Raw genomic sequence first — 19,405 nt, 5'->3', positions numbered from 1 at the left:
GGGTGGCCAGCCGCAAGCTGAGCGACGAAGAGGCGCGCGCCTGGGCGAAGGTTGCCTCGACCGTGAAGCCGATCGGCCGGAAGGCGGCGGATCTCGCGGCGCTCGCAGAGGCACTTGGCGAAGGCCCCGCCGATCCGCCGGCACCACCAGCGAAGGGCAGCACTCTGCCGCCCGAGACGCCAAAGCCTCCGAAGCCGCCGGCCCCTCCCGCGAACCGGGGCAGCGAGAAGAAAGTGCGTCGCGGCAAGCTGGAGATCGCCGGCTCGTTCGATCTGCATGGGCACACACAAGCGACCGCCGCGGCGGCTTTGCCTCTGTTCCTGGAGCGCCAGCAGGCAGTCGGGGCGCGCTGCGTGCTGGTCATCACCGGCAAGGGCCGGGGCGGGGAAGGGGTGCTGCGACGCAACTTCCTTTTGTGGCTTGAGACGCCCGCTGCCCGCCGGATCGTGTCAGGCTATGCCGAAGCGCACCCGCGCCATGGCGGCGCAGGTGCGTTCTACCTTTTCCTGCGGCAACTTTCAGTCAGCTGAAACGTTCTGCTCAGGCTCAGTCGAAATCGCGGAACACGTCGGCGGCGGAAATGTCCTTGCGCATCACGTCTTCCGGCTCCGGCGTCTCGGCGACCGGCTCGTCGCTGGCCGGGGCAAGGCCCGGGCCTTCGGAGCGGGCGGCTTTCTCGGCGTCCATCTTGCGGCGGCGGTCGGCGGCCTTGGCGATCACTTCGTCGAGTTCGATCTGGCTGCAGAGGCCGAGCGTCACCGGATCGACCGGGCGGATGTTCTGCGAGTTCCAGTGGCTCTTGTCGCGGACATTGTTGATCGTCGTCTTGGTCGTGCCGATCAGCTTGATGATCTGCGCGTCGGACACTTCCGGGTGGTTGCGGATGAACCAGGCGACGGCGTCCGGCTTGTCCTGGCGGCGGATGACCGGGGTATAGCGGCTGCCCTTGCGCTTCGGCTGCGGGATATGGGCGATGCGCGAGGCTTCGACCTGCAGCTCATGGTCCGGGTTTTCCTCGCCTTTCGCGATTTCCTCGCGCGAGAGGATGCCGCCGGCAATCGGGTCGACGCCGCGCATGTTCTCGGCGACATCGCCGTCCGCGATGCCTTTCACTTCGAGATGGTGCAGGCCGCAGAACTTGGCGATCTGGTTGAAGGTGAGCGTCGTGTTGTCGAGCAGCCAGACGGCGGTTGCGCGCGGCATGAGAATTTCGGCCATGATTGCCTCCGGTGTTTTGTTGGCGGGTGCCAGAAATGCAGCCGCCCGGCACGCGGGTGCCGGGCGGGCTGGGGTTTCAGGCATCCTGTGAACCTTGGGCCTTCATATAGGCCAAACGCGCCGGATTGGGAAGCGCCCTACACCGTAAGGAGAATCTTCCCCGAATGGCCGCCTTCCTCCATCCGGGCGAGAGCAGCTTCGGCCTCGGCGAGGGGATAGGTGCTGTCGAGCACGGCGCGAATACGGCCGCTGGCGACATGCGGCCAGAAATCCAGCTCCACCGCCGCCCGGATACGGCTCTTCTCCGGAGCGGGACGCGCGCGCAGGGTGGTCGCCATCAGCGAGAGGCGTTTCATCAGCACAAGGCCGAAATTCACCGTCACGCTCATGCCGGACTGGTAGGCGATGTTGATGATCCGGCCATCCACCTTGGCCGCGCCGATATTCTTCTGCACATAGTCGCCGCCGACCATGTCGAGGATGACGTCGGCGCCGCCGGCGGCTTTGACGGCGGCCTCGAAATCCTCCTCGCGGTAATTGATGGCAAGGTCTGCGCCAAGATCGCGGGCAAGGGCGCATTTGTCTGCCGAGCCAGCGGTGCCGAAGACATGCGATGCCCCGGCCACACGTGCCATCTGCAACGCCATCACGCCGATGCCGCTGGTTGCGCCATGGCAGAGGAAGGCCTCGCCGGGCTTGAGACCAGCCCGGTCGAATACATTCGCCCAGACGGTCATCATCGCCTCGGGGAAACAGGCGGCGGTGACGAGATCCATCCCCTCCGGCACGGGCAGGGCGGAGCCTTCATCAACGGCGGCATGGCTGGCATAGCCCCCGCCCGCGAGCAGGGCGCACACCCGGTCGCCGGGCTTGAAACGGCTCGCGCCGGGGCCGGTCTCGATCACGGTGCCGGAGACTTCGAGGCCGAGGATTGGCGAGGCGCCGGCTGGCGGCGGATACCGGCCTGCGCGCTGGGCAAGGTCAGCGCGGTTGAGCCCTGCCGCCGCCACTTCGATCAGGATCTCGCCCTGTCCCGGAACGGGGCGGGGCAGGTCCATCAGGGCCAGCTTCTGGCCTGGTTCGCCGTGCGCAGCAGTCATCATCCCGGTCATGGCAGCAATCTCCAGTTCTGATCGAATCCCAAGGCTCGCTTCTAGACCGGCTTTCTGCTTTGGTGAAACAGAGCAGAGGGAGAAGACACATGGCGCTCAATGATGAAGAGCCTGTCCTTGTCCGCAAGGCACAAGGGCTGGACCAGATGTCGGTGGATGAGCTCGAGCTGCGAATTTCCGCGCTTCGGGCTGAAATAGCCGCGTGCGAAGCCGAAATTGAAAAAAAGAAAGCGCAGAAACGCGCCGCTGATGCGCTGTTCGGCGGCGGTGGTTAAGAGCGGAGCAAGGCCTTCGGCGCTATCCTTGCATGAGAAGCCGGAAACGGTCGTGGAGAAGTGTGATGGCTGAGCGAGACCTGGTGCCCCCGCAAACGGCGCTCGAACCGTTCACCGGCGGAAAACTGTTCGACACGGTGTTCAGCCGGGGCATGGCGCTGGTCGAGGAAACCGCTGCCTATCTGGATGGGCCGGGCCGTGACCAGTCGAAAGCCCTCGGGCGCGAGCCGGGCCTGACCTATGCCGCCTGGAGCATGGAACTGACGACGCGCCTGATGCAGGCCGCCTCCTGGCTGGTCATGCAGAAGGCTGTGCGCGACGGCGAGATGCGGCGCGAGGACGCCGCCGCGCGCAAGTACCGGATCCGCCGCGATACGCCGGCGCTCGATACAGGCTCGGTTGAGGCATCCGGCCTGCCGGCGCGCTTCCTCGATCTCGTCACGAAATCCGAAGCGCTGTTCGAACAAGTCTGCCGGCTGGATGAAGCCCTCTACCAGCCAGGCCAGTCGTCCGCAGCCAATCCCGTCTCCGAACAGATGGCAGCGCTGCAGAAAGCCGCCGAGACCGGCGCCTTTGATCCGCTGATGGTCTGGCGGCGCGCGAAATAGGGTTCAGAACGCCGCATATGTGCGCAGGAAGGCGGTCGCCTGCTCGGCGCAGAAGCCTTCTTTCACGGGCGCGCGGGAAATTGTCAGCCGGTGGAAAATCGGCCCGAGCAGCTGTTCCATCACATCGTCCAGCTCAAAGTCGCGCCGGATGACGCGCTTCGCCGCCAGTTCCGCCAGCAACATGCGCATCGGCTGGCGGATGTCCCGGCCGACCCAGGCGCGCCAGGCCTCTCCGGCTTCCTTGTCATCGGCGGCGGCGAGCAGGGCGACGCGCAGCACGGCATGGCCGTGGCCGGTGCGGGCGGTCGCTTCCAGCGGAATGATCAGCGCGGTGATCCGCTCCTGCGGGTCGCGCCCGCCATCCGGGGCATCCGGGATGAGCGCGAGGGCGGCATCGACACACATCGCCCCGATGGAAGGCCACCAGCGATAAATGGTCTGCTTCGAGGCGCTGGCCCGCTTGGCCACGGAATCGACGCTGAAGCCGCGCCAGCCATTCTCGGCCATTTCGGTTCGGGTCGCCTCGAGGATAGCGGTTTTCGACACTTCGCTGCGGGTGGGCCCCTTGCGGGACGGGGAGGTGCCGGGTGTCTCGGCCGGGGATGTCATGCGAATTTCTCCATCGCGCCGGGCCTCGATAGCGTGAAATTCACCCCTATGCGAGACGGCCCGTACCGTTTAAGGGCGGAAAAGTTTCAAATTCGCTTGCGCGGAGCCGGAATCTGGCCGATCCGCCCAAAGTCTGAACGGGGCAGATTGCATGAAATCGGTTGACGACATGATCGCCGGCTACCGGCGCTTTCGCAGCGGCGTGTATGCCGAACAGGCTGAACTCTACCGCCAGCTGGGGGAAGGGCAGGACCCGGACATCATGCTGATCGGCTGCGCGGACAGCCGGGCCGATCCCTCGGACATCTTCGATGCGGCGCCGGGGCAGATGTTCGTGGTGCGCAATGTGGCGAACCTCGTGCCGCCCTACCAGCCGAATGGCGGGCTGCATGGTGTGTCAGCCGCCGTCGAATATGCGGTGAACATCCTCAAGGTGCGGATCATCGTCGTCATGGGGCATGGCGGCTGCGGCGGCGTGGCCGCTTCGCTGACCAAGAATGACAGCCCGCTGATTGGCGAGTTCGTAACCCCCTGGGTGCGCCTGCTGGACGAGGCGCGCGAGCGTGTGCTGGCGAGCCAGCCGGTCAATCCGCAATACGCGCTGGAGCTGGAAGGGATCGAAACCTCGATCACCAACTTGATGAGCTTCCCCTTCGTGCGCGAAAAGGTCGAGGCCGGCACGCTGGCGCTCCACGGCGCCTGGTTCGCGATCAAGCATGGCGAGCTGCACTGGCGCAACGGCCGCACAGGGCGGTTCGAGGTGGTGGCGCCTTAAGCGGCCAGCTTCCCGGCTTCCCCCCCTCTCCCTCGGGAGCGGGGTTCTTGGAACCGGAACCTTACTTCCCGCCCTTGGCCTCGCGGGCGACGGCGTCGCGGATCAGTTCGCGCGCCTTTTCGATGCCCTGCCAGCCATCAATTCGGGTCCATTTGCCTTTTTCGAGGTCTTTATAGTGTTCGAAAAAGTGCTGGATCTTGTCGCACAGGATCTGCGGCAGGTCGTGATAGGTCGCGATCTTGTCGTAATATGAGGTAAGCTTCGAATGCGGCACGGCGAGGATTTTTTCGTCCGGACCCTTGTCGTCCGTCATCAGCAGCACGCCGACCGGGCGCGCGCGCAGGACAGAGCCCGGCACCAGCGGGCGGTTGCCCACCACCATCACATCCACCGGGTCGCCATCGAGGCTGAGCGTGTGCGGCACGAACCCGTAATTACAGGGATAGCGCATCTCGGTGTAGAGGAACCGGTCGACGAACATGGCACCGGAGGCCTTGTCGATCTCATACTTGATCGCATCGCCGCCGAGGGGCACTTCGATCAGCACGTTGATGTCGTCAGGCGGGTTCACGCCGGCGGGAATTTTCGAAAGGTCCATAAAGCGCAATTCCTTCGCTGTGGGAGGGCAGCAATTCCGCGCTCCGATGAACTGACCGGCGCAGAAGGTCAAGGGCACGCCGGCGCGCGGATTCTCTGAATGGGCCTGCAAGTTAAGGGCCAGCCGCCGAACCTGCCGAAGCAGCGCGCGGGGCCATTAACCCACCCGGCGCCCCTCTGCATCGAGGATCAACTCGCCGTCTTCCTTGTAAAGCGGCCCGGGCGGCATCTGGTCCAGAAGGTCCAGGACAAGCTCGCTCGGGCGGCAGAGGCGCACGCCCTTCGGGCTGCACACGATGGGGCGGTTCACCAGCAAGGGATGCTGCAGCATTGCGGCAAGGATCACCTCATCGCTGATGCCGGGTTCCAGGAGGCCCAGCTCCTTGGCGGGAGATTTCGTCTCGCGCAGGGCGGCGCGGGGCGTGAGCCCGGCGGCGGCGAACAGGCCGAGCAGCTGGGGCCGGGTCCAGCCCTCTCTCAGATATTCGATCACCACCGGCGCGGCGCCGCTCGCCTCGATGATGGCCAGCACATTGCGCGAGGTGCCGCAGTCCGGATTGTGATGGATGACGATCATGCTTCAGCCTCCAGTTCTTCTTCTGCCGGGAAGGCGCCCCGTGTGCGGTTGGCAAAGGCGACGAGGGAGAGCATCACCGGCACCTCCACCAGCACGCCGACCACTGTGGCGAGCGCTGCCCCGGAATTGAGGCCAAACAGGCTGATCGCCACGGCGACGGCCAGTTCGAAAAAGTTCGAAGTGCCGATCAGCGCGCAGGGCGCCGCCACCTTGTGCGGCACCCGCCACGCCCAGGCCGCCCAGTAGGCGAGGGCGAACATGCCATAGGACTGGATCAGGATCGGCACGGCAATCAGTGCAATGATCATCGGTGATCCGATAATCGTTTCGCTCTGGAAGCCGAACAGCAGCACGACGGTCGCGAGCAGGCCGATCACCGACAGCGGTTTGATCCGTGTGGTGAAGGCACTTACCTTTGCCTCGCCGCCCCGCCGGACCAGCCAGCTGCGCATCGCCATGCCGGCAATCAGCGGGATCACCACATAAAGAAGCACCGAGAGGATCAGCGTCTCCCAGGGCACGAAGATATCAGTCACGCCCAGCAGGAGCGCGACGATGGGCGCAAAGGCGAACACCATGATCGCGTCATTCACGCTCACCTGGACAAGGGTGTAATTCGGGTCGCCGCGCGTCAGCTGCGACCAGACGAACACCATCGCCGTGCAGGGCGCCGCACCCAGAAGGATCAGCCCGGCGATATAGCCCTCCGCATCCTCCGGCGGGATCAGCCCGGCAAAGACATGCCGGAAGAACACGACACCCAGCAGCGCCATCGTGAACGGCTTCACCAGCCAGTTGACCGTCAGTGTAATGATCAGGCCCTTCGGCCGCTCGCCCACCCGGCGCATGGCGGAAAAATCCACCCCGATCATCATCGGCCAGACCATCGCCCAGATCAGCACCGCCACGGCAAGGTTCACATTGGCGTATTCCAGCGCGGCCAGCGCCTCGAACGCGCCGGGCACAAGCAGGCCGAGGCCGATCCCTGCGAGGATGCAGAGACCGACCCAGACGGAAAGATACTTCTCGAAGACCCCCATTGTGCGATCAGCCGCAACAGCCTGATGTGGCCGTCTCTGCCTTCGGGGCAGAGGCAGGGGCAGGGCAGCAGGCGGCAGCGGGAATCGCCATGCCTGTCGGCGTTGCGGCGAGGCGCTCGCCTTCAACCTCCGGCCCGCCGCCATAGACCGCGCTTTCGCCCACGGTGTGGAACACTTCCCACGGCACGCCCGCCGGATCGTTCACCCAGCTTTTCTCCGACTGCGCATAGCAGCAGACGGTGGCGCCTTCTTCCAGAACCGGCGCATCGGCCTCTTTCAGGCGCGCATACACTTCGGCGAGTTCCTCGCCCGTCTCCGCCTGGATGCCGAGATGCTCGACACCCGGCGCGGCGCCCCGCGCGCTGATCGCCAGGTTCACACGCGGGTCCTCCAGCATCCATTTGGCATAATCGTCCTTCAGCACGCTGGGGCGGGCGGCAAACAGCGTCGAATAGAAATCGACAGACCGCTGAAGATCATCGACCGCGATATGGACATGCAGGCGTTTCATGGGAGGTCCTTTCGTTCCCGGAATTCAGGTGCAGCAGCTCGACTGGGCCGCCTCCAGCACGGGCGCGCAGATCTCGCTGCGCCCCTGGCAGCAGTCTTCCATCAGGAAGACGATCAGCCCGCTGATGGCCTCATACTGCGCCGAATAGATGATGGAGCGCCCCTGCCGCGCACCCGCGATCAGCCCGGCCTGCGACAGGATATTGAGCTGCGCCGAAAGCGTGTTCGGCGGCACACCGAGCGCGGCGGCAATGTCGCCGGCCGCCAGTCCTTCACGGCCCGCCTTCACGAGCAGGCGGAACAGGGCGAGGCGGTTTTCCTGCGCAAGGGCAGAGAGCTTAGCGAGAGCAATCTTCGTTTCCATAATTCCAAGATAGTGGAAATATGGAAACGGTCAAGCGGGCAGGCGGAGTTATTTCCGCTTGAGGCCATAATTGAAGCTCACCGATATCCGCGCGTCTTCACTGGCCGATGGCATCACTTCATGGCGCAGCCAGCTTTCCCAGAGGAGGCAGTGGCCTTCCTGCGGCGTGATATAGACAAACCGGCGCGCCGCCTCCGGGGCATTCTCCACCAGTTGCGGCGCGGCCATCATCATGGCGAGGCGCGGATCCTCGAACTTGATCCGCCCGGCGCCTTCCGGCACGGCGACGTAATAGGTGCCGGAGATCACGCTGCCGGGATGGATGTGGCCGGAATGGTGCCCGCCTTCGCCGAGGATGTTGACCCAGATGGCATCAAGCGAGAGCGCAAAGCCCTCCATGTCCCAGTGCTGGGCCTTGGCGAATGCGGCGGCGGCCTTGTCGAGATGGCGTTTCAGCTCCGCAAATTCGGGGAAGCGTTCGGGCAGGTCATCGAGCGAGGCATAGGAGGTGTACCCCGGATACCCTTCCGCATCGCACCAGGCATTGCCCGCCTCGTCCTCTTCTTCCATCAGCCAGGCACAGCGCGCGAGGCCTTCGCGCAGCGCAGCGTCGCCGATGGCCAGTTCCTCGATCCGGGTCGCAAACAACTGGCGCATGGGCGGGCTCCACAAGTGTATTGCGGGCGGGCTTATGAGCAGAACGGGCCGGGTTCAAGCCGAGTGCGTGCGCGTTGAGGGCAGAAAAAGCCCGCCGCGGAAGGGTCCGGGCGGGCTTGTTCGGCAGATTGGCTGAAAGGGAAGGGGCTCAGCCGGGCTTGCGGAATTTCAGTGTCATCCGGTCAGACTCTCCAATTGCCTTGAAGCTTTCCGGGTCGAGGCCTTCGATCGCTGCAGCTGCCGCGCAGTTCGTGCGATTGTTCGGCGGCAGGGTCCACACGCCGCAGGGATGGTCGGCGGTGTCGGCGGGGTTTGCGTTGATTTCGCTCGCTTCGACGAATTCAAAGCCTGCCGCGGCGGCCAGGCTCTTCACGAAGTCCTCATGCACATAGCCGCTCGAGGCGGTCGGGTCCTGCGTCCGGGTGGAGGGCAGGCGGTGCTCCACCACGCCCAGCACGCCGCCAGGCTTCAGGGCCTCGAAGGCGTCGGTGAAGAATTTCTCGGTATAACCGCCCGCCATCCAGTTATGGACATTTCGGAAGGTAAGCACCGCGTCCGCCGTGCCGGGCTCCGTCAGCGGGCCGGACTGGGCGGAGAAGGCGGAATACTCCATCGTGCCGAAGCGGGGATCGGCATAGGTTTCCTTGAACTCTGCCAGGCGCTGCTCGATCAGGGCGCGGCGTTCCGGGTCATCGGTCGAGGCCGGGTCCCAGCCGGCCGCCACCAGCGTGCCGCCGCCGGACGCGATCCAGTGCGCGAGGATGTTGGTATACCAGCCGCCGCCCGGCCAAATCTCGACGACCTTCTGGTCCGGCGTCACGCCGAAGAACTCCAGCGTCGCAGCCGGATTGCGCCATGCGTCGCGGGCCTTTTCGGCCTCGGTGCGGTGCTCGGACGCGATCACGTCCTGCAGGCTGAGGCCCGCCGGCTCAGCCGATGCTGCCGCAGCCGCAGCCTCGCGTGCAGCCGGTGCGGGCGCATTCGCGGAGTTGCAGGCGGCCAGTATCAAGGCCGAAACGGCCGCAGAAATCACAAATGAGGTCTTCATGTTCGTCTCCATCCCGGGGGCACTTGATACACCCCTTACGCTACCCACATAGGTCATGTCACGGTGCCGCAAAGCGGGCCGAGACCGGAGGATGCGCCAGCGCCGGTGGCCGGGCTGGAGGTTCGCACGTCTCCGCACAATCCACAGTTGCTTCGAAAGGACTGTTCGATGAGCACAATTGACCTCACCCCCCTCTACCGCACCATGGTCGGCTTCGACCGCCTCGCCGGCATGATCGACCAGGCGTCCCGCCTTGACGGGACTCAGGGCTATCCCCCCTACAATATCGAGAAGGTGGACGAGAACGCCTTCGCCATCGAGATCGCCGTCGCCGGGTTCACCCAGGCCGACCTCGAGATCGAGACCAAGGAAGGCCTGCTCACCGTTGCCGGCCGCCGGGGCGAAGCCGAAGATGCGGGCGACCGCAATTTCCTCCATCGCGGCATCGCGCAGCGCAGCTTCATCCGCCGCTTCCAGCTGGCAGACCATGTGATCGTGACCGGCGCGAGCCTTGAGCACGGCATCCTGCGCATCGACCTGATCCGCGAGATCCCGGAAGAGAAGAAAGCCCGGCGCATCGAGATCGGCCAGCAGGACGCCAAGTCCCCCAAGCTGATCGGCAAGAAAACCGCTGGCAGCAACGCCGCCTGACCGGCAGGCCTGTTCCTGCCTGTACCTTCCCGAATCACCTGCCCCTGCAGCCTTGCTGCGGGGGCTTTTTCGTTCAGCGCACGAAGAATTGCGCGGCGTCTGCCCTGGCAAGGAACTCTGTCAGGCCCGGCGAATCCTTCGCCTCCTCCACCCTGCGGCGCAGGCTGTGGAAGGACCGCCCGGCATAGACCTGCGTTGCCTGCTCGAACAGGCCGTCATCAAGGGTGACGGAAAAACGCTTGGTGCCGCGCAGGGTGGCCGCCGTATTCGCCCGTGCCCAGGGCAGGAAGGTGCGGGAAACTTCGCCGTCGAACAGCGCCGTCAGTGTCGGCAGCAGCGCGTTCAGCTCGGCATAGGGCCCCGATGCCTTGGGGTCTTCCATATGCGCGCACCAGGCGACCACAAACGGGGCGTGATCATTCAGCCAGGCCGCCGGTGTCGGATCGGTCAGCATCTGCTGGTATTGCGCCGCCAGCGCAAAATCCGCCGCAGACGGATGACCGCCGAACACGAACAGATGGTCCTTCAGGTGCGTATTCAGCCGCAACGCAAACCGGCGCGCCGAGGTTTCCAGCGTCGCCGCATTCTCGGCCTCTGCGCCGACCAGCGGCAGGCGGGCCACCATCCGTGCAGCGATTTGATTGGCGGCGGCCTTGTAGGTGCGCGGCCGCTTGCCGCCATTGAGCTGGGTCAGCACGCGCAGGGCAGCCGCGTCCCGGTCGGGCCGCTGGCCCCAGCGCTGCTGGAACATAGCCTTGTTGAGCCACTCATCCCCATATTCTTTAAGGATCAGCGAGATGGCTGCCAGCGCCGGATCGTGCGGCTGGGCGGGCGGTTCGGGGATCGCAGCTTCCAGCGCGGCGAGGATCTCGGTCGAATCCTGGCTGGCCGCACCGTCCGGTGCAATCAGCAGCGGCACCGTGGGTGTCTTCGCCAGCGCGCGGAACTCGGCCTCGTTTGCCGCCGTGCGCTCGATCCACTCGAACTCTGCGCCCTTGAACCTGAGGGCGGAGCGCACCTTGAAGGAATAGGGCGAGGTTTCTGCGCCGAAAAGCCGGTATCCGGTCATTGTGCTCGTCTGTCTCCGGTAAGCTGGGGCCTCTCTAGGCAGTTCACCCCCCGCTGCCAAGCAGTGTTTGCGGCTGCGGCGTTTGCCGATATGCGCTAGGCACAGCAGGAAACACGCTTCGGGGAGACGACCTTGCGGGTAATGCATGTCATGGCGGGCGCCACGGAAGGCGGCGCAGAGAACATCATGCTGGAATCGGTGCTTGCCCTGTCAGAGGCAGGCCTTGCCCAGCATGTCGTGACGCGGCCGGACAACACCTTCCGCATCGAGCAGTTCCGTAGCGCCGGCATCGGCGTCGATACCGCCGCGTTCAATCGCCTCTGGCCGTTTCCCACGCAAGGCGCGATCTCGCGCGCGATTGAGACCTTCAAGCCCGATGTGATCGAATACTGGATGGGCCGGGCCGGACAGTTCGCGCCGGCGAAACACCGCGCCCGTTCGGTCGCCTGGTATGGCGGCTATTACAAGCTCGCCCGCTTCACCAATTGCGAATGGCATGTCGGCCTGACCATTGATCTTCTCCGCCACATCCGCGAACAGGGCGTGCCTGAAGACCGCTCCGGCATCATCCATACCTATGCTGATTTTACCGGCGCCGCCCCGGCAGACCGCGCCGCACTCGACACCCCCGCCGGTGCCCCTGTCGCGCTCGCGCTTGCGCGCCTGCACGAGAAAAAGGGGCTCGATACGCTGCTCGATGCCACGGCGAAGATTCCCGGCCTCTATGTCTGGATCGCGGGGGAGGGGCCGCTGGAGGCAGAACTGAAAGCCCATTGTGCCCGCCTCGGGCTAGGAGACCGTGTGCGCTTCCTCGGCTGGCGCAATGATCGCGGCGCGCTGCTGGAGGCCTGCGATGTGGTCGCGTTCCCCTCGCGCTATGAACCCTTTGGCACGGTGACGGTCGATGCCTGGGCCGCCTCGCGCCCGCTGGTCGCGGCTGATGCCGTCGGCCCGGCCGCTTATGTGAAGAATGAGGTGAACGGACTTCTTGTTCCCAAGAATGATGTCGATGCGCTCGCCGCCGCGCTCTCCCGCGTCATCACCGACAAGGCGCTCGCCGCGCAGATCGTCGCCGGCGGGCGGGCGAGCTATGAGGCGCAGTTCACCAAGGCGGCGTTCCAGCGCGACTCGCTTGCCTTCTATAACCGCGTCCGCGCCCATGCCGGACCCTTCGCAGGCTGATTATCCCGCCTTCGCGGCCCTGAAGAACCATTCGTAAAGGCGCGCAGCGCGGCGCCCGCCCATGCCGACGCTGAGGCGCACGCCGGCCTCTGCAAGGATGCGCAGCCCGTCCCGCGCGGTCGGATGCGGGTCCGCGACCGCGACCACAACGCGCGCAATGCCCGCCTCCACCAGCCGTATCGAGCAGGAGGCCGAACCGCTGGAGCGTTCGCGGCAGGGCTCCAGCGTCACATAGGCCGTGCCGCCGCGCGCCCGCCCGCCGGCTTCATCCAGCGCGATTTCCTCCGCATGCGGACGCCCGCCATGTCCCGTCACGCCTTCGCCGGCGATGTGCCCGTAAGAATCAAGGATTACGCAGCCCACGGACGGGTTCGGCCCGGTCAGCCCCTGGTTCAGTCCCGCCAGCGCCAGCGCCCGGCCCATCATCCGCCGGTCCCGGCGCCGGGAAGCCTTCTGGCTCACGGCAGTGCCGGCAGTTTCTGCGCCCGCGCCGCATCGAGATATCGCACCGAGACAGGCTTCAGCTTCGCGTCGAGTTCGATCAGCAGCGGATTGCCGGTCGGGATCTCGACACCGGTGATCGCATCATCCGGCACCTCGAACAGGTGCTTCACCAGCGCGCGCAGGGAGTTTCCATGCGCGGCGATCAGCGTGTCCGTCCCGGCGGAGACGACCGGCGCGATCCGGCCCTCCCAATAGGGCAGCACGCGGTCCAGCGTCGTCTTCAGGCTCTCCGTATCCGGAATATCAATGCCGCGATAGCGCGGGTCGGACGCCAGGTCATAGGTGCTGCCCCGCTCCAGTGGCGGCGGGGGCACATCATAGCTGCGCCGCCAGATATTGACCTGTTCTTCGCCATGTTTCGCGGCGGTCTCCGCCTTGTCGAGGCCGGTCAGGCCGCCATAATGGCGCTCGTTCAGGTGCCAGTCCTTCTCGATGGGCAGCCAGACGCGCTTCATCTCGGTCAGCGCCAGCCAGAGAGTGCGGATGGCGCGGGTCTGCACGCTGGTGAAGCCGGCGCGGAAATCTGCGTCCAGCGCACCGAGCATCTGGCCGGAGGCGCGGGCTTCGGCCTCGCCCTGCTGGGTCAGGTCGGCGTCCCACCATCCGGTGAAACGGTTCTCGAGATTCCAGGCCGACTGGCCATGGCGGATCAGGGCGAGCTTGGTCATGACAGGTCCTTTGCGGCGTTCCCGCGTCTCTTTCGCCCAAATGCGAAGGAATTCAAGCGCTCATCACCCGGATCAGCTCGGAAAAGGCGAGCACGACATGGTATCCGGTGGAGGCCGGGATCTGCTCTGACAGCACCGCGCCATCGGCGCCGTAATGATCCAGCCAGGCGCCATCCTCGGTCAGGTATTCGTCCATCAGGATGTCGAAACTCCGGCAGGCCGCCGCCGCAACCCGCTCATCGCCGGAGGCTTCGAAGATTGCGAGATGCGCCTTCAGCGCTTCGGTCTGCGGCCATGTCCGGCGCGAGGCATCAATCGGCGCCCCGCCGCGCGCCGCCATCTGGATCGCGCGCCCGTCAATGTCGAGCGTGGAGAGGCCAAAGCTGTAAAGCCGGCTGGCCGCAGGCGATACCGGCGCGCGCGCCGCTTTCGCATAGGCATGGAGCAGCCAGACCCATTCGAACTGATGCCCCGGCTCGACCAGGCGGGATGCCTCACCCGGCAGCATCGACCAGTCCGGCGCAAACCGCTCTCCCAGAAGGCCGTTTTCTCCCGCCGTCAGCTTCGTTTCGAACAGCTCGACCAGTTCGCCCGCGCGGGTCAGGTGGCCAGCCTGCGGCGCAGCGGCATGCAGCGACAGGCAGGCTTCCAGGAGGTGCATGTGCGGGTTCTGAAGCCGCTCCGGCCCGGGCGGCAATTGTTCGTGATAGCCGCCATGCACCGGGTCGCGCGCGTCGCGGTCGAGCGCTGCGAGGATGCCATCTGCCGCGCCAAGCGCCGGTCCGGCCGGTCCCGGCCCGCGCGCGGCCTCGCCCAGCGCAAACAGCACGAAAGCTGTGTCGTAGAGGTCCGGCGAAGGATCCGTCAGCCCGCTGCCATCGGCGGCGAGCAGGCGTCCGGCCAGGCCTGACGGGGTGAGGCAGGGGCCTGAAAGCGCCGCCACACCTGCCTCGGCCAGCCGCGCGGCGGTATCCGGCTTCCAGCCCAGCCGCCAGGCCGCGGTGAAAACATAAGTCTGGCGCGCCTGCACGCGCACGCGCGTCACCTCGCCCGGCGCCTCATCCAGGTCGAGCGTCAGGGCTTCCGGGAACAGGCCAGCCGCGGTCAGCCCATGATCGGCCCAGAGCGGGAAGCAGCTGTCGAGCAGCCATCTGCGCGCCTCGCGCGCGCGTCTCTGGAGGGCAGACACCGACATTACAGACCTCTGATGCATTCGGCTGGCAGACCCGGCTCGCCAACCGGGCCGTGCACCTGCTAACAGGTGCTACCAGGAATGGCCAGCGCCCTCGCTGGCGCGCGGCTGCGGGGCCGGAGGAACAGATGCGAGACCATTTTTTCTTTCCGCTGGCGGTGTTCGGTGTGGGGCTCCTCGTATTTCTCGCCATCCTGCCCGGCTTCGGGCGCTTGCCGGACGGCGCCATGGCCGGGGACGGCGTCAATTACGACCGCATCGTCATCGAAGGTCCCAACCTCAACCGGATCGTTGCCGGCGGCAATGCAGAGACACGCCTCATCCGCGACGGCCAGAAATACCTCCTGTTCATCGAGGTGGAGGAAGGCGCCCTGTCGGACGCACCCGAGCTCGGGCCGCATTTCCGGCTGGCGGCAGATATCGAGCTGCAATTCTCGGGGCGCCGGATCCGGGTGACCGTGCGTGCCCGCCCGGCAGAGATCCGGGGCGCAGAGCAGATCATGGTCAATTACTCCGCCGGACGCATCGGGGAGTCCGGCTGGCAGGTGCTCGGCCTCCAGCCCGGCTTTTCCGATGTCAGTTTCGACTATCTTGTCCCCCCGATCCAGGGAGATCAGGGCCTCGACTATCTCGCCATCCGCCCCGTCGTGCCGGACAAGTCGCGCGCCATCATCATCGAACAGGTCGTCCTCGAACGGCTCCCCTAAATAGCGGGACGCTCATTGGCCACGCCGAGGGCCCCTTCCAGCTTTTCGCCAAAGGTCAGCATCGCGCTTTCGCCGAACAGCGGCGCCCAGAGCGAAATCGCCACCGGCGTGCGCGCGGGCTCGGCTTCCGGCTCAGCCTCCACATCAAAGATCGAGCGCGGCCGCGTCTCCTGGAAGCCCGCCCGCATGGCGAGGCATGGATGCCCGGTGAAATTTGTCGGCGCCAGAAGCCCGGCTGAAAAGCTTGGCCCGATCACCACATCCACCGGTGCAAACGCCGCATCCAGCGCCTCCATCCATTGCCGGCGGATCCGGTCGGCATTGATGAGGTCAATCGCGGAAATGAACCGCGCGGCGCGGAAGGAGTTTGGCCAGGCCACATCATCCTGCCAGCTCAGCTCCGCATCCCGGCCGCTCAGCGTCAGGTCTTCAAAGGCGGCGGCCGCTTCTGCCATCAGCTGCAGCATGAACTGCCCGGCGGGCAGGTCCGGCAGGCGGAATTCCTGCAGCTCTGCGCCGAGCGCCAGCGCCGCCTCCATCGCCTGCTTCTCCACCGGCGTCGCCGCTTCCAGCCAGGCAGGGTCATAACCGAGCCTCAGCCCGGCCACGCCCTTGCCGCTCTCAAACGCAAATCCCGTCTCGATCGAGCCCGCATCATCGGCGTCAAAGCCATTGATCGCCGCCATCACCAGCGCGCAATCAGCCACCGAGCGCGTCATCGGTCCCACCTTGTCCAGCGACCAGCAGAGCGCCATCCCGCCCGCGCGGCTCACCCGCCCGAAGGTCGGGCGCAAGGCGGTCGTCCCGCAGCGCATGGAGGGTGAGACGAGCGAGCCCAGCGTTTCCGTGCCGATGGCAAACGCGCACAGCCCAGCCGCCACCGCGCTCGCAGATCCCGCGCTCGATCCGGATGAGCTCTCGCGCGGATCGAATGGATTGCGCGTCGTGCCGCCGAACCAGATGTCGCCATAGGCGAGCGCCCCGCAACTCGTCTTGCCGAGCAGCACGGCGCCCGCCTCCTTCAGGCGCCGGACGATGGCGGCGTCCCCTTTCGGCTGCTCGTCCCGGTAGGGTTCGGCGCCCCAGGTGACCGGCGCGCCGTCTGCATCGAACAGATCCTTCAGCCCATAGGGAATGCCATGCAGCGGCCCCCGCCAATGGCCGCGGGCAATCTCGGCGTCCAGCGCGGCGGCTTCGGCGCGCGCCCGGTCCGGCATCACCGTGATATAGGCGAACAGCAGCGGGTCCAGCCGCGCGATCCGGCTGAGGAACGCCTCCGTCACATAAGCGCATGTCACCACCCGCGAGCGCAGCCATGCGCCGAGCTGCGGGATGGTCGCGAACGCAACATCATCCTCTGATGGCTTCGCCCCCAGCGGCGGCGCCGGCACGCTCACACGGGTTTCGGCGGCCGCGAGCGGATAGGCTTTCCCGGGCAGGCGCGGATCGAACACGGTCGCCGGGGCAAGGCTGTTGGGTTTCTCCGCCGCGCGCAGCGCCTGCGCCGCAATCAGCTGCTGCTCGAGGGCGCCTTCCATCTGCGCGCGCTGCGCCTCGGTATAGGTGATGCCTGCAATCTGTTCAGCACCGGCCAGGGCCGGGCAGGGCGGGGAGGGCGTACCTGCGGCAACAGGACGCGTGCAGGCGGCTGCTCCCGCCACACCGGCCGCCGCCGCGCCGCCGATCTTCAGGAAACTCCGCCGTGTGGCACCGGATTCGGTTGGCTCGCTCATCTCATCCTCCCCTAGGCGGGGCAGGGCGCGTGCCCTATGACCCCTCCAACAGTGTGCGCAAGCTGGCGCCCGGCGCAAGTATGGCCATACGCGAATTGAACTGGAGACCCGATGCGCAAAGTCCTTTTGCCATTCGCCCTGGCTGCGTTTGCAGCCTGCGCGTCCGCCCCTGCCGAGGAGACGACCTTGAGCCAAGCTGCCACGCCCGCAACCGCCATCTTTGACGAGACGGCGCATCTCTGGCTGGAGGAAGTCGAAGGCGAGCGCGCCCTTGCCTGGGTGGAGGCCCAGAATGCCCGCTCGCTCGCCGAGCTGGAAGCAGACCCGCGCTATGCCGGCTTCGAGGCCGCAGCGCTGGACGTGCTGAACTCCTCCGAGCGCATCCCCGAAGGCAGCGTGCGCGACGGCTATGTCTATAATTTCTGGCAGGACCGCACCCATGTGCGCGGCATCTGGCGGCGCACGAAGCTGGAAAGCTACGCAACCGAAACCCCCGACTGGGAAACCATTCTCGACATCGACGCGCTCGCCGCCGCCGAGGATGCCAACTGGGTCTACAAGGGCGCGAGCTGCCTGCGCCCGCCGCCGGGCGGGGAATGGCGCTGCCTGGTTTCGCTGTCGGATGGCGGCAAGGATGCAGTTGTCGTGCGCGAATTCAGCCTCGCCACGATGTCCTTTGTCGAAGGCGGTTTCGAAGCCCCGGAAGCCAAGCAGAACCTCGCCTGGGCCGGCCCCGATACGATCCTCATCTCGACGGACTGGGGCGAGGGCACGCTGACCCAGTCGGGCTATCCCTTCATCGTCAAGCGCTGGCAGCGCGGCACGCCGCTGGATCAGGCTGTGGAAGTCTATCGCGGCAAGGAAACCGATGTCGGTGTCTGGCCCTGGACGATGCGCCTCGATGATGGCCGCATCCTGCAGGGCGCGTCCGTGGCGGAGACCTTCTTCACGTCCCGCTCGATCTGGTTCCCGCCGGGCGAAGCTGAAGGCGTGACCCTGCCGCTGCCGGCGCGCTTCTCGGCGCGCGGCCTTTATCGCGGCCAGTACCTCCTGAGCCTCAATGAAGACTGGACCCCGGCAGGACAGGACAGCTTCAAGTCCGGCGATCTCGTCTCCTTCGATCTGGAAGCCTTCCTTGAGACCCGCGCGCTGCCGCCGGTCCGTCTCGTCTTCCGCCCGAATGAAGCCCAGGCCGTCGCATCGGTCCGCATCTCCAGCGGCGCTGCCCTCTTGTCGGTCATCGATAATGTGACCTCCACCCTGAACCGGATCGAGCCCGCCGATGATGGCAGCTGGACCCTCACCCCGGTGGAGCTTCCGGGCCGGGGCCAGATGAACATCGTGTTCGCGGACGACCAGGAAGAAACTGTCTTCCTGCGCTATGAGGACTTCCTCACGCCCAGCACGCTGTTTGCCTACGATTCCGGCGCGAACACGCTGGCACCGCTCAAAAGCCTGACGCCGAAATTCGACACCGATGGCCTCACCGTCGAGCAGCATTTTGCCGTTTCGGCAGATGGCACGCGGATTCCGTATTTCCTCATCCGGCGCGCCGACATTCCCTTCGACGGATCGACCCCGACGCTGCTCTATGGCTATGGCGGTTTCCAGGTCTCCTATGGCCCGTCCTACAGCGCCGTGCTTGGCCGCAACTGGCTGGAGCAGGGTGGGGCCTATGCCCTTGCCAATATTCGCGGCGGCGGCGAATTCGGCCCCGCTTGGCACCAGGCCGGGCTGAAGCTCAACCGCCAGCGCATCTATGACGACTTCATCGCTGTCGGCGAAGACCTTGTCGGGCGCGGCGTCACTTCGCCCCCGCATCTCGGCATCATGGGCGGCTCGAATGGCGGCCTCCTGATGGGCGTGATGCTGAACCAGCGGCCGGACCTCTGGAACGCGGTGGTCGTGCAGGTCCCGCTGCTGGACATGCTTCGCTACCACCTCATGCTGGCGGGTGCCTCCTGGGTCGATGAATACGGCTCACCCGAAGTGCCTGAGGAACGCGCCTTCCTCGAGACGATCTCGCCCTATCACAATTTCGATGCCTCGAAGCCTTACCCGGCGCCCTTCTTCGTCACCTCGACGAAGGACGACCGCGTCCATCCGGCCCATGCGCGCAAGATGGCGATCTTGTTCGAAGAGGCAGGCCTGCCCTTCTATTATTTCGAGAACATGGATGGCGGCCACGCAGCAGCGACCGACCCGACAGCGCGGGCCCGGCGGACGGCGCTCGAGTACACCTATCTGGCGAGACAGTTGTTTCCGCTGCCGGCGGAGTAAGCGCAGGACGCGCAATGTTTTGCTCCGGA

General features: G+C 65.9%; 23 protein-coding genes. 8 read left to right on the top strand and 15 right to left on the bottom strand.

What is annotated here, in order from left to right; translation table 11 throughout:
* Positions 1-2 precede the first annotated feature (2 nt).
* Entirely contained in the window at positions 3-530 is a 528-nt protein-coding gene (locus tag ACK4SV_RS13355; RefSeq protein ID WP_409918334.1) for a Smr/MutS family protein, read from the top strand.
* Between the two features lie 16 nt (positions 531-546).
* Here the strand turns inward: ACK4SV_RS13355 and ACK4SV_RS13350 are convergent, their stop codons facing one another.
* Positions 547-1,218 carry a DUF1013 domain-containing protein gene (locus ACK4SV_RS13350; RefSeq protein ID WP_409918333.1) on the bottom strand — a complete coding sequence of 224 codons (672 nt, stop codon included), beginning with the start codon at positions 1,216-1,218 and terminating at the stop codon, positions 547-549.
* Positions 1,219-1,355: 137 nt separating this feature from the next.
* Complete coding sequence (locus ACK4SV_RS13345) at positions 1,356-2,330, bottom strand: NAD(P)H-quinone oxidoreductase (RefSeq protein ID WP_409918332.1); 975 nt, start codon at positions 2,328-2,330, stop codon at positions 1,356-1,358.
* An 89-nt stretch (positions 2,331-2,419) separates the two neighbouring features.
* Here ACK4SV_RS13345 and ACK4SV_RS13340 point away from each other — a divergent pair, with 89 nt between their 5' ends.
* Both ACK4SV_RS13340 and ACK4SV_RS13335 read left to right on the top strand, forming a co-directional pair.
* Positions 2,420-2,605 carry a DUF1192 family protein gene (locus ACK4SV_RS13340; protein WP_409918331.1) on the top strand — a complete coding sequence of 62 codons (186 nt, stop codon included), beginning with the start codon at positions 2,420-2,422 and terminating at the stop codon, positions 2,603-2,605.
* A 65-nt stretch (positions 2,606-2,670) separates the two neighbouring features.
* Entirely contained in the window at positions 2,671-3,213 is a 543-nt protein-coding gene (locus ACK4SV_RS13335) for a DUF1465 family protein (protein WP_409918330.1), read from the top strand.
* A gap of 3 nt (positions 3,214-3,216) precedes the next feature.
* Here the strand turns inward: ACK4SV_RS13335 and ACK4SV_RS13330 are convergent, their stop codons facing one another.
* The gene (locus tag ACK4SV_RS13330; RefSeq protein ID WP_409918329.1) at positions 3,217-3,822 is read right to left on the bottom strand and encodes a TetR/AcrR family transcriptional regulator; all 606 of its coding nucleotides are present in this window, start codon (positions 3,820-3,822) and stop codon (positions 3,217-3,219) included.
* Positions 3,823-3,973: 151 nt separating this feature from the next.
* Between ACK4SV_RS13330 and ACK4SV_RS13325 the strand changes: the two genes are divergently transcribed.
* A complete protein-coding gene (locus ACK4SV_RS13325; protein ID WP_409918328.1) occupies positions 3,974-4,597 on the top strand; it encodes a carbonic anhydrase in 624 nt (207 codons plus the stop codon).
* A 61-nt stretch (positions 4,598-4,658) separates the two neighbouring features.
* Here ACK4SV_RS13325 and ppa read toward each other — a convergent pair whose 3' ends face one another.
* The 7 genes from ppa to ACK4SV_RS13290 form a co-directional block, all read right to left on the bottom strand.
* Positions 4,659-5,195 carry an inorganic diphosphatase gene (gene ppa, locus ACK4SV_RS13320; protein WP_409918327.1) on the bottom strand — a complete coding sequence of 179 codons (537 nt, stop codon included), beginning with the start codon at positions 5,193-5,195 and terminating at the stop codon, positions 4,659-4,661.
* A gap of 156 nt (positions 5,196-5,351) precedes the next feature.
* Positions 5,352-5,771, bottom strand: a complete 420-nt coding sequence (arsC, locus tag ACK4SV_RS13315) for an arsenate reductase (glutaredoxin) (RefSeq protein ID WP_409918326.1) — start codon at positions 5,769-5,771, stop codon at positions 5,352-5,354.
* Positions 5,768-6,811, bottom strand: a complete 1,044-nt coding sequence (gene arsB, locus ACK4SV_RS13310) for an ACR3 family arsenite efflux transporter (protein WP_409918325.1) — start codon at positions 6,809-6,811, stop codon at positions 5,768-5,770. The genes arsC and arsB overlap by 4 nt, the downstream gene beginning before the upstream one ends.
* A 7-nt stretch (positions 6,812-6,818) precedes the next feature.
* Positions 6,819-7,322, bottom strand: coding sequence for an ArsI/CadI family heavy metal resistance metalloenzyme (locus tag ACK4SV_RS13305; RefSeq protein WP_409918324.1), 504 nt, complete (start codon positions 7,320-7,322; stop codon positions 6,819-6,821).
* A gap of 24 nt (positions 7,323-7,346) precedes the next feature.
* Positions 7,347-7,685 (bottom strand): ArsR/SmtB family transcription factor, encoded by a 339-nt coding sequence (locus tag ACK4SV_RS13300; protein ID WP_409918323.1) that lies wholly within the window; start codon positions 7,683-7,685, stop codon positions 7,347-7,349.
* 48 nt (positions 7,686-7,733) lie between these two features.
* Positions 7,734-8,342 (bottom strand): TIGR02466 family protein, encoded by a 609-nt coding sequence (locus ACK4SV_RS13295; RefSeq protein ID WP_409918322.1) that lies wholly within the window; start codon positions 8,340-8,342, stop codon positions 7,734-7,736.
* A gap of 148 nt (positions 8,343-8,490) precedes the next feature.
* On the bottom strand, positions 8,491-9,390 hold the full coding sequence (locus ACK4SV_RS13290) for a class I SAM-dependent methyltransferase (protein WP_409918321.1): 900 nt from the start codon (positions 9,388-9,390) through the stop codon (positions 8,491-8,493).
* A 168-nt stretch (positions 9,391-9,558) separates the two neighbouring features.
* On the opposite strand from ACK4SV_RS13290, the gene ACK4SV_RS13285 reads away from it, so the two are divergent.
* The gene (locus ACK4SV_RS13285) at positions 9,559-10,041 is read left to right on the top strand and encodes an Hsp20 family protein (protein ID WP_409918320.1); all 483 of its coding nucleotides are present in this window, start codon (positions 9,559-9,561) and stop codon (positions 10,039-10,041) included.
* Between the two features lie 73 nt (positions 10,042-10,114).
* Here the strand turns inward: ACK4SV_RS13285 and ACK4SV_RS13280 are convergent, their stop codons facing one another.
* Positions 10,115-11,110 carry a glutathione S-transferase family protein gene (locus ACK4SV_RS13280; RefSeq protein ID WP_409918319.1) on the bottom strand — a complete coding sequence of 332 codons (996 nt, stop codon included), beginning with the start codon at positions 11,108-11,110 and terminating at the stop codon, positions 10,115-10,117.
* 141 nt (positions 11,111-11,251) lie between these two features.
* Here ACK4SV_RS13280 and ACK4SV_RS13275 point away from each other — a divergent pair, with 141 nt between their 5' ends.
* Positions 11,252-12,292 (top strand): glycosyltransferase, encoded by a 1,041-nt coding sequence (locus ACK4SV_RS13275; protein ID WP_409918358.1) that lies wholly within the window; start codon positions 11,252-11,254, stop codon positions 12,290-12,292.
* On the opposite strand, the gene ACK4SV_RS13270 is transcribed toward ACK4SV_RS13275, so the two are convergent.
* The 3 genes from ACK4SV_RS13270 to ACK4SV_RS13260 are packed head-to-tail and all read right to left on the bottom strand — an operon-like array spanning position 12,293 to position 14,659.
* Positions 12,293-12,754, bottom strand: coding sequence for a bifunctional diaminohydroxyphosphoribosylaminopyrimidine deaminase/5-amino-6-(5-phosphoribosylamino)uracil reductase RibD (locus ACK4SV_RS13270; protein ID WP_409918318.1), 462 nt, complete (start codon positions 12,752-12,754; stop codon positions 12,293-12,295).
* Entirely contained in the window at positions 12,751-13,464 is a 714-nt protein-coding gene (gene gpmA / locus ACK4SV_RS13265) for a 2,3-diphosphoglycerate-dependent phosphoglycerate mutase (protein WP_409918317.1), read from the bottom strand. Before gpmA ends, ACK4SV_RS13270 begins: the two co-directional genes overlap by 4 nt.
* A gap of 52 nt (positions 13,465-13,516) precedes the next feature.
* Complete coding sequence (locus ACK4SV_RS13260; protein WP_409918316.1) at positions 13,517-14,659, bottom strand: AGE family epimerase/isomerase; 1,143 nt, start codon at positions 14,657-14,659, stop codon at positions 13,517-13,519.
* 125 nt (positions 14,660-14,784) lie between these two features.
* Here ACK4SV_RS13260 and ACK4SV_RS13255 point away from each other — a divergent pair, with 125 nt between their 5' ends.
* Positions 14,785-15,363: a hypothetical protein gene (locus ACK4SV_RS13255; protein ID WP_409918315.1), complete on the top strand. Its 579-nt coding sequence runs from the start codon at positions 14,785-14,787 to the stop codon at positions 15,361-15,363.
* Here ACK4SV_RS13255 and ACK4SV_RS13250 read toward each other — a convergent pair.
* The gene (locus ACK4SV_RS13250; RefSeq protein ID WP_409918314.1) at positions 15,360-17,096 is read right to left on the bottom strand and encodes an amidase; all 1,737 of its coding nucleotides are present in this window, start codon (positions 17,094-17,096) and stop codon (positions 15,360-15,362) included. The two genes, ACK4SV_RS13255 and ACK4SV_RS13250, sit on opposite strands and share 4 nt — an antisense overlap.
* Before the next feature lie 186 nt (positions 17,097-17,282).
* Here ACK4SV_RS13250 and ACK4SV_RS13245 point away from each other — a divergent pair, with 186 nt between their 5' ends.
* On the top strand, positions 17,283-19,376 hold the full coding sequence (locus ACK4SV_RS13245) for a prolyl oligopeptidase family serine peptidase (RefSeq protein ID WP_409918313.1): 2,094 nt from the start codon (positions 17,283-17,285) through the stop codon (positions 19,374-19,376).
* The last annotated feature ends 29 nt before the right edge of the window (positions 19,377-19,405 follow it).

The sequence above is a fragment of the Hyphomonas sp. genome (genome assembly GCF_046313735.1).
Classification (GTDB): Bacteria; Pseudomonadota; Alphaproteobacteria; order Caulobacterales; family Hyphomonadaceae; genus Hyphomonas.
The sequence above is the reverse complement of the archived record's forward strand: the minus strand, read 5'-3'. Positions and strand labels throughout refer to the sequence as shown.

Bases quoted from the DNA above. Each gene is read 5' to 3' on its own strand.
- ACK4SV_RS13350 (WP_409918333.1), bottom strand. From the start codon at position 1,218: ATGGCCGAAATTCTCATGCCGCGCGCAACCGCCGTCTGGCTGCTCGAC.
- ACK4SV_RS13345 (WP_409918332.1), bottom strand. From the start codon at position 2,330: ATGACCGGGATGATGACTGCTGCGCACGGCGAACCAGGCCAGAAGCTG.
- ACK4SV_RS13340 (WP_409918331.1), top strand. From the start codon at position 2,420: ATGGCGCTCAATGATGAAGAGCCTGTCCTTGTCCGCAAGGCACAAGGG.
- ACK4SV_RS13335 (WP_409918330.1), top strand. From the start codon at position 2,671: ATGGCTGAGCGAGACCTGGTGCCCCCGCAAACGGCGCTCGAACCGTTC.
- ACK4SV_RS13330 (WP_409918329.1), bottom strand. From the start codon at position 3,822: ATGACATCCCCGGCCGAGACACCCGGCACCTCCCCGTCCCGCAAGGGG.
- ACK4SV_RS13325 (WP_409918328.1), top strand. From the start codon at position 3,974: ATGAAATCGGTTGACGACATGATCGCCGGCTACCGGCGCTTTCGCAGC.
- ppa (WP_409918327.1), bottom strand. From the start codon at position 5,195: ATGGACCTTTCGAAAATTCCCGCCGGCGTGAACCCGCCTGACGACATC.
- arsC (WP_409918326.1), bottom strand. From the start codon at position 5,771: ATGATCGTCATCCATCACAATCCGGACTGCGGCACCTCGCGCAATGTG.
- arsB (WP_409918325.1), bottom strand. From the start codon at position 6,811: ATGGGGGTCTTCGAGAAGTATCTTTCCGTCTGGGTCGGTCTCTGCATC.
- ACK4SV_RS13305 (WP_409918324.1), bottom strand. From the start codon at position 7,322: ATGAAACGCCTGCATGTCCATATCGCGGTCGATGATCTTCAGCGGTCT.
- ACK4SV_RS13300 (WP_409918323.1), bottom strand. From the start codon at position 7,685: ATGGAAACGAAGATTGCTCTCGCTAAGCTCTCTGCCCTTGCGCAGGAA.
- ACK4SV_RS13295 (WP_409918322.1), bottom strand. From the start codon at position 8,342: ATGCGCCAGTTGTTTGCGACCCGGATCGAGGAACTGGCCATCGGCGAC.
- ACK4SV_RS13290 (WP_409918321.1), bottom strand. From the start codon at position 9,390: ATGAAGACCTCATTTGTGATTTCTGCGGCCGTTTCGGCCTTGATACTG.
- ACK4SV_RS13285 (WP_409918320.1), top strand. From the start codon at position 9,559: ATGAGCACAATTGACCTCACCCCCCTCTACCGCACCATGGTCGGCTTC.
- ACK4SV_RS13280 (WP_409918319.1), bottom strand. From the start codon at position 11,110: ATGACCGGATACCGGCTTTTCGGCGCAGAAACCTCGCCCTATTCCTTC.
- ACK4SV_RS13275 (WP_409918358.1), top strand. From the start codon at position 11,252: ATGCATGTCATGGCGGGCGCCACGGAAGGCGGCGCAGAGAACATCATG.
- gpmA (WP_409918317.1), bottom strand. From the start codon at position 13,464: ATGACCAAGCTCGCCCTGATCCGCCATGGCCAGTCGGCCTGGAATCTC.
- ACK4SV_RS13260 (WP_409918316.1), bottom strand. From the start codon at position 14,659: ATGTCGGTGTCTGCCCTCCAGAGACGCGCGCGCGAGGCGCGCAGATGG.
- ACK4SV_RS13255 (WP_409918315.1), top strand. From the start codon at position 14,785: ATGCGAGACCATTTTTTCTTTCCGCTGGCGGTGTTCGGTGTGGGGCTC.
- ACK4SV_RS13250 (WP_409918314.1), bottom strand. From the start codon at position 17,096: ATGAGCGAGCCAACCGAATCCGGTGCCACACGGCGGAGTTTCCTGAAG.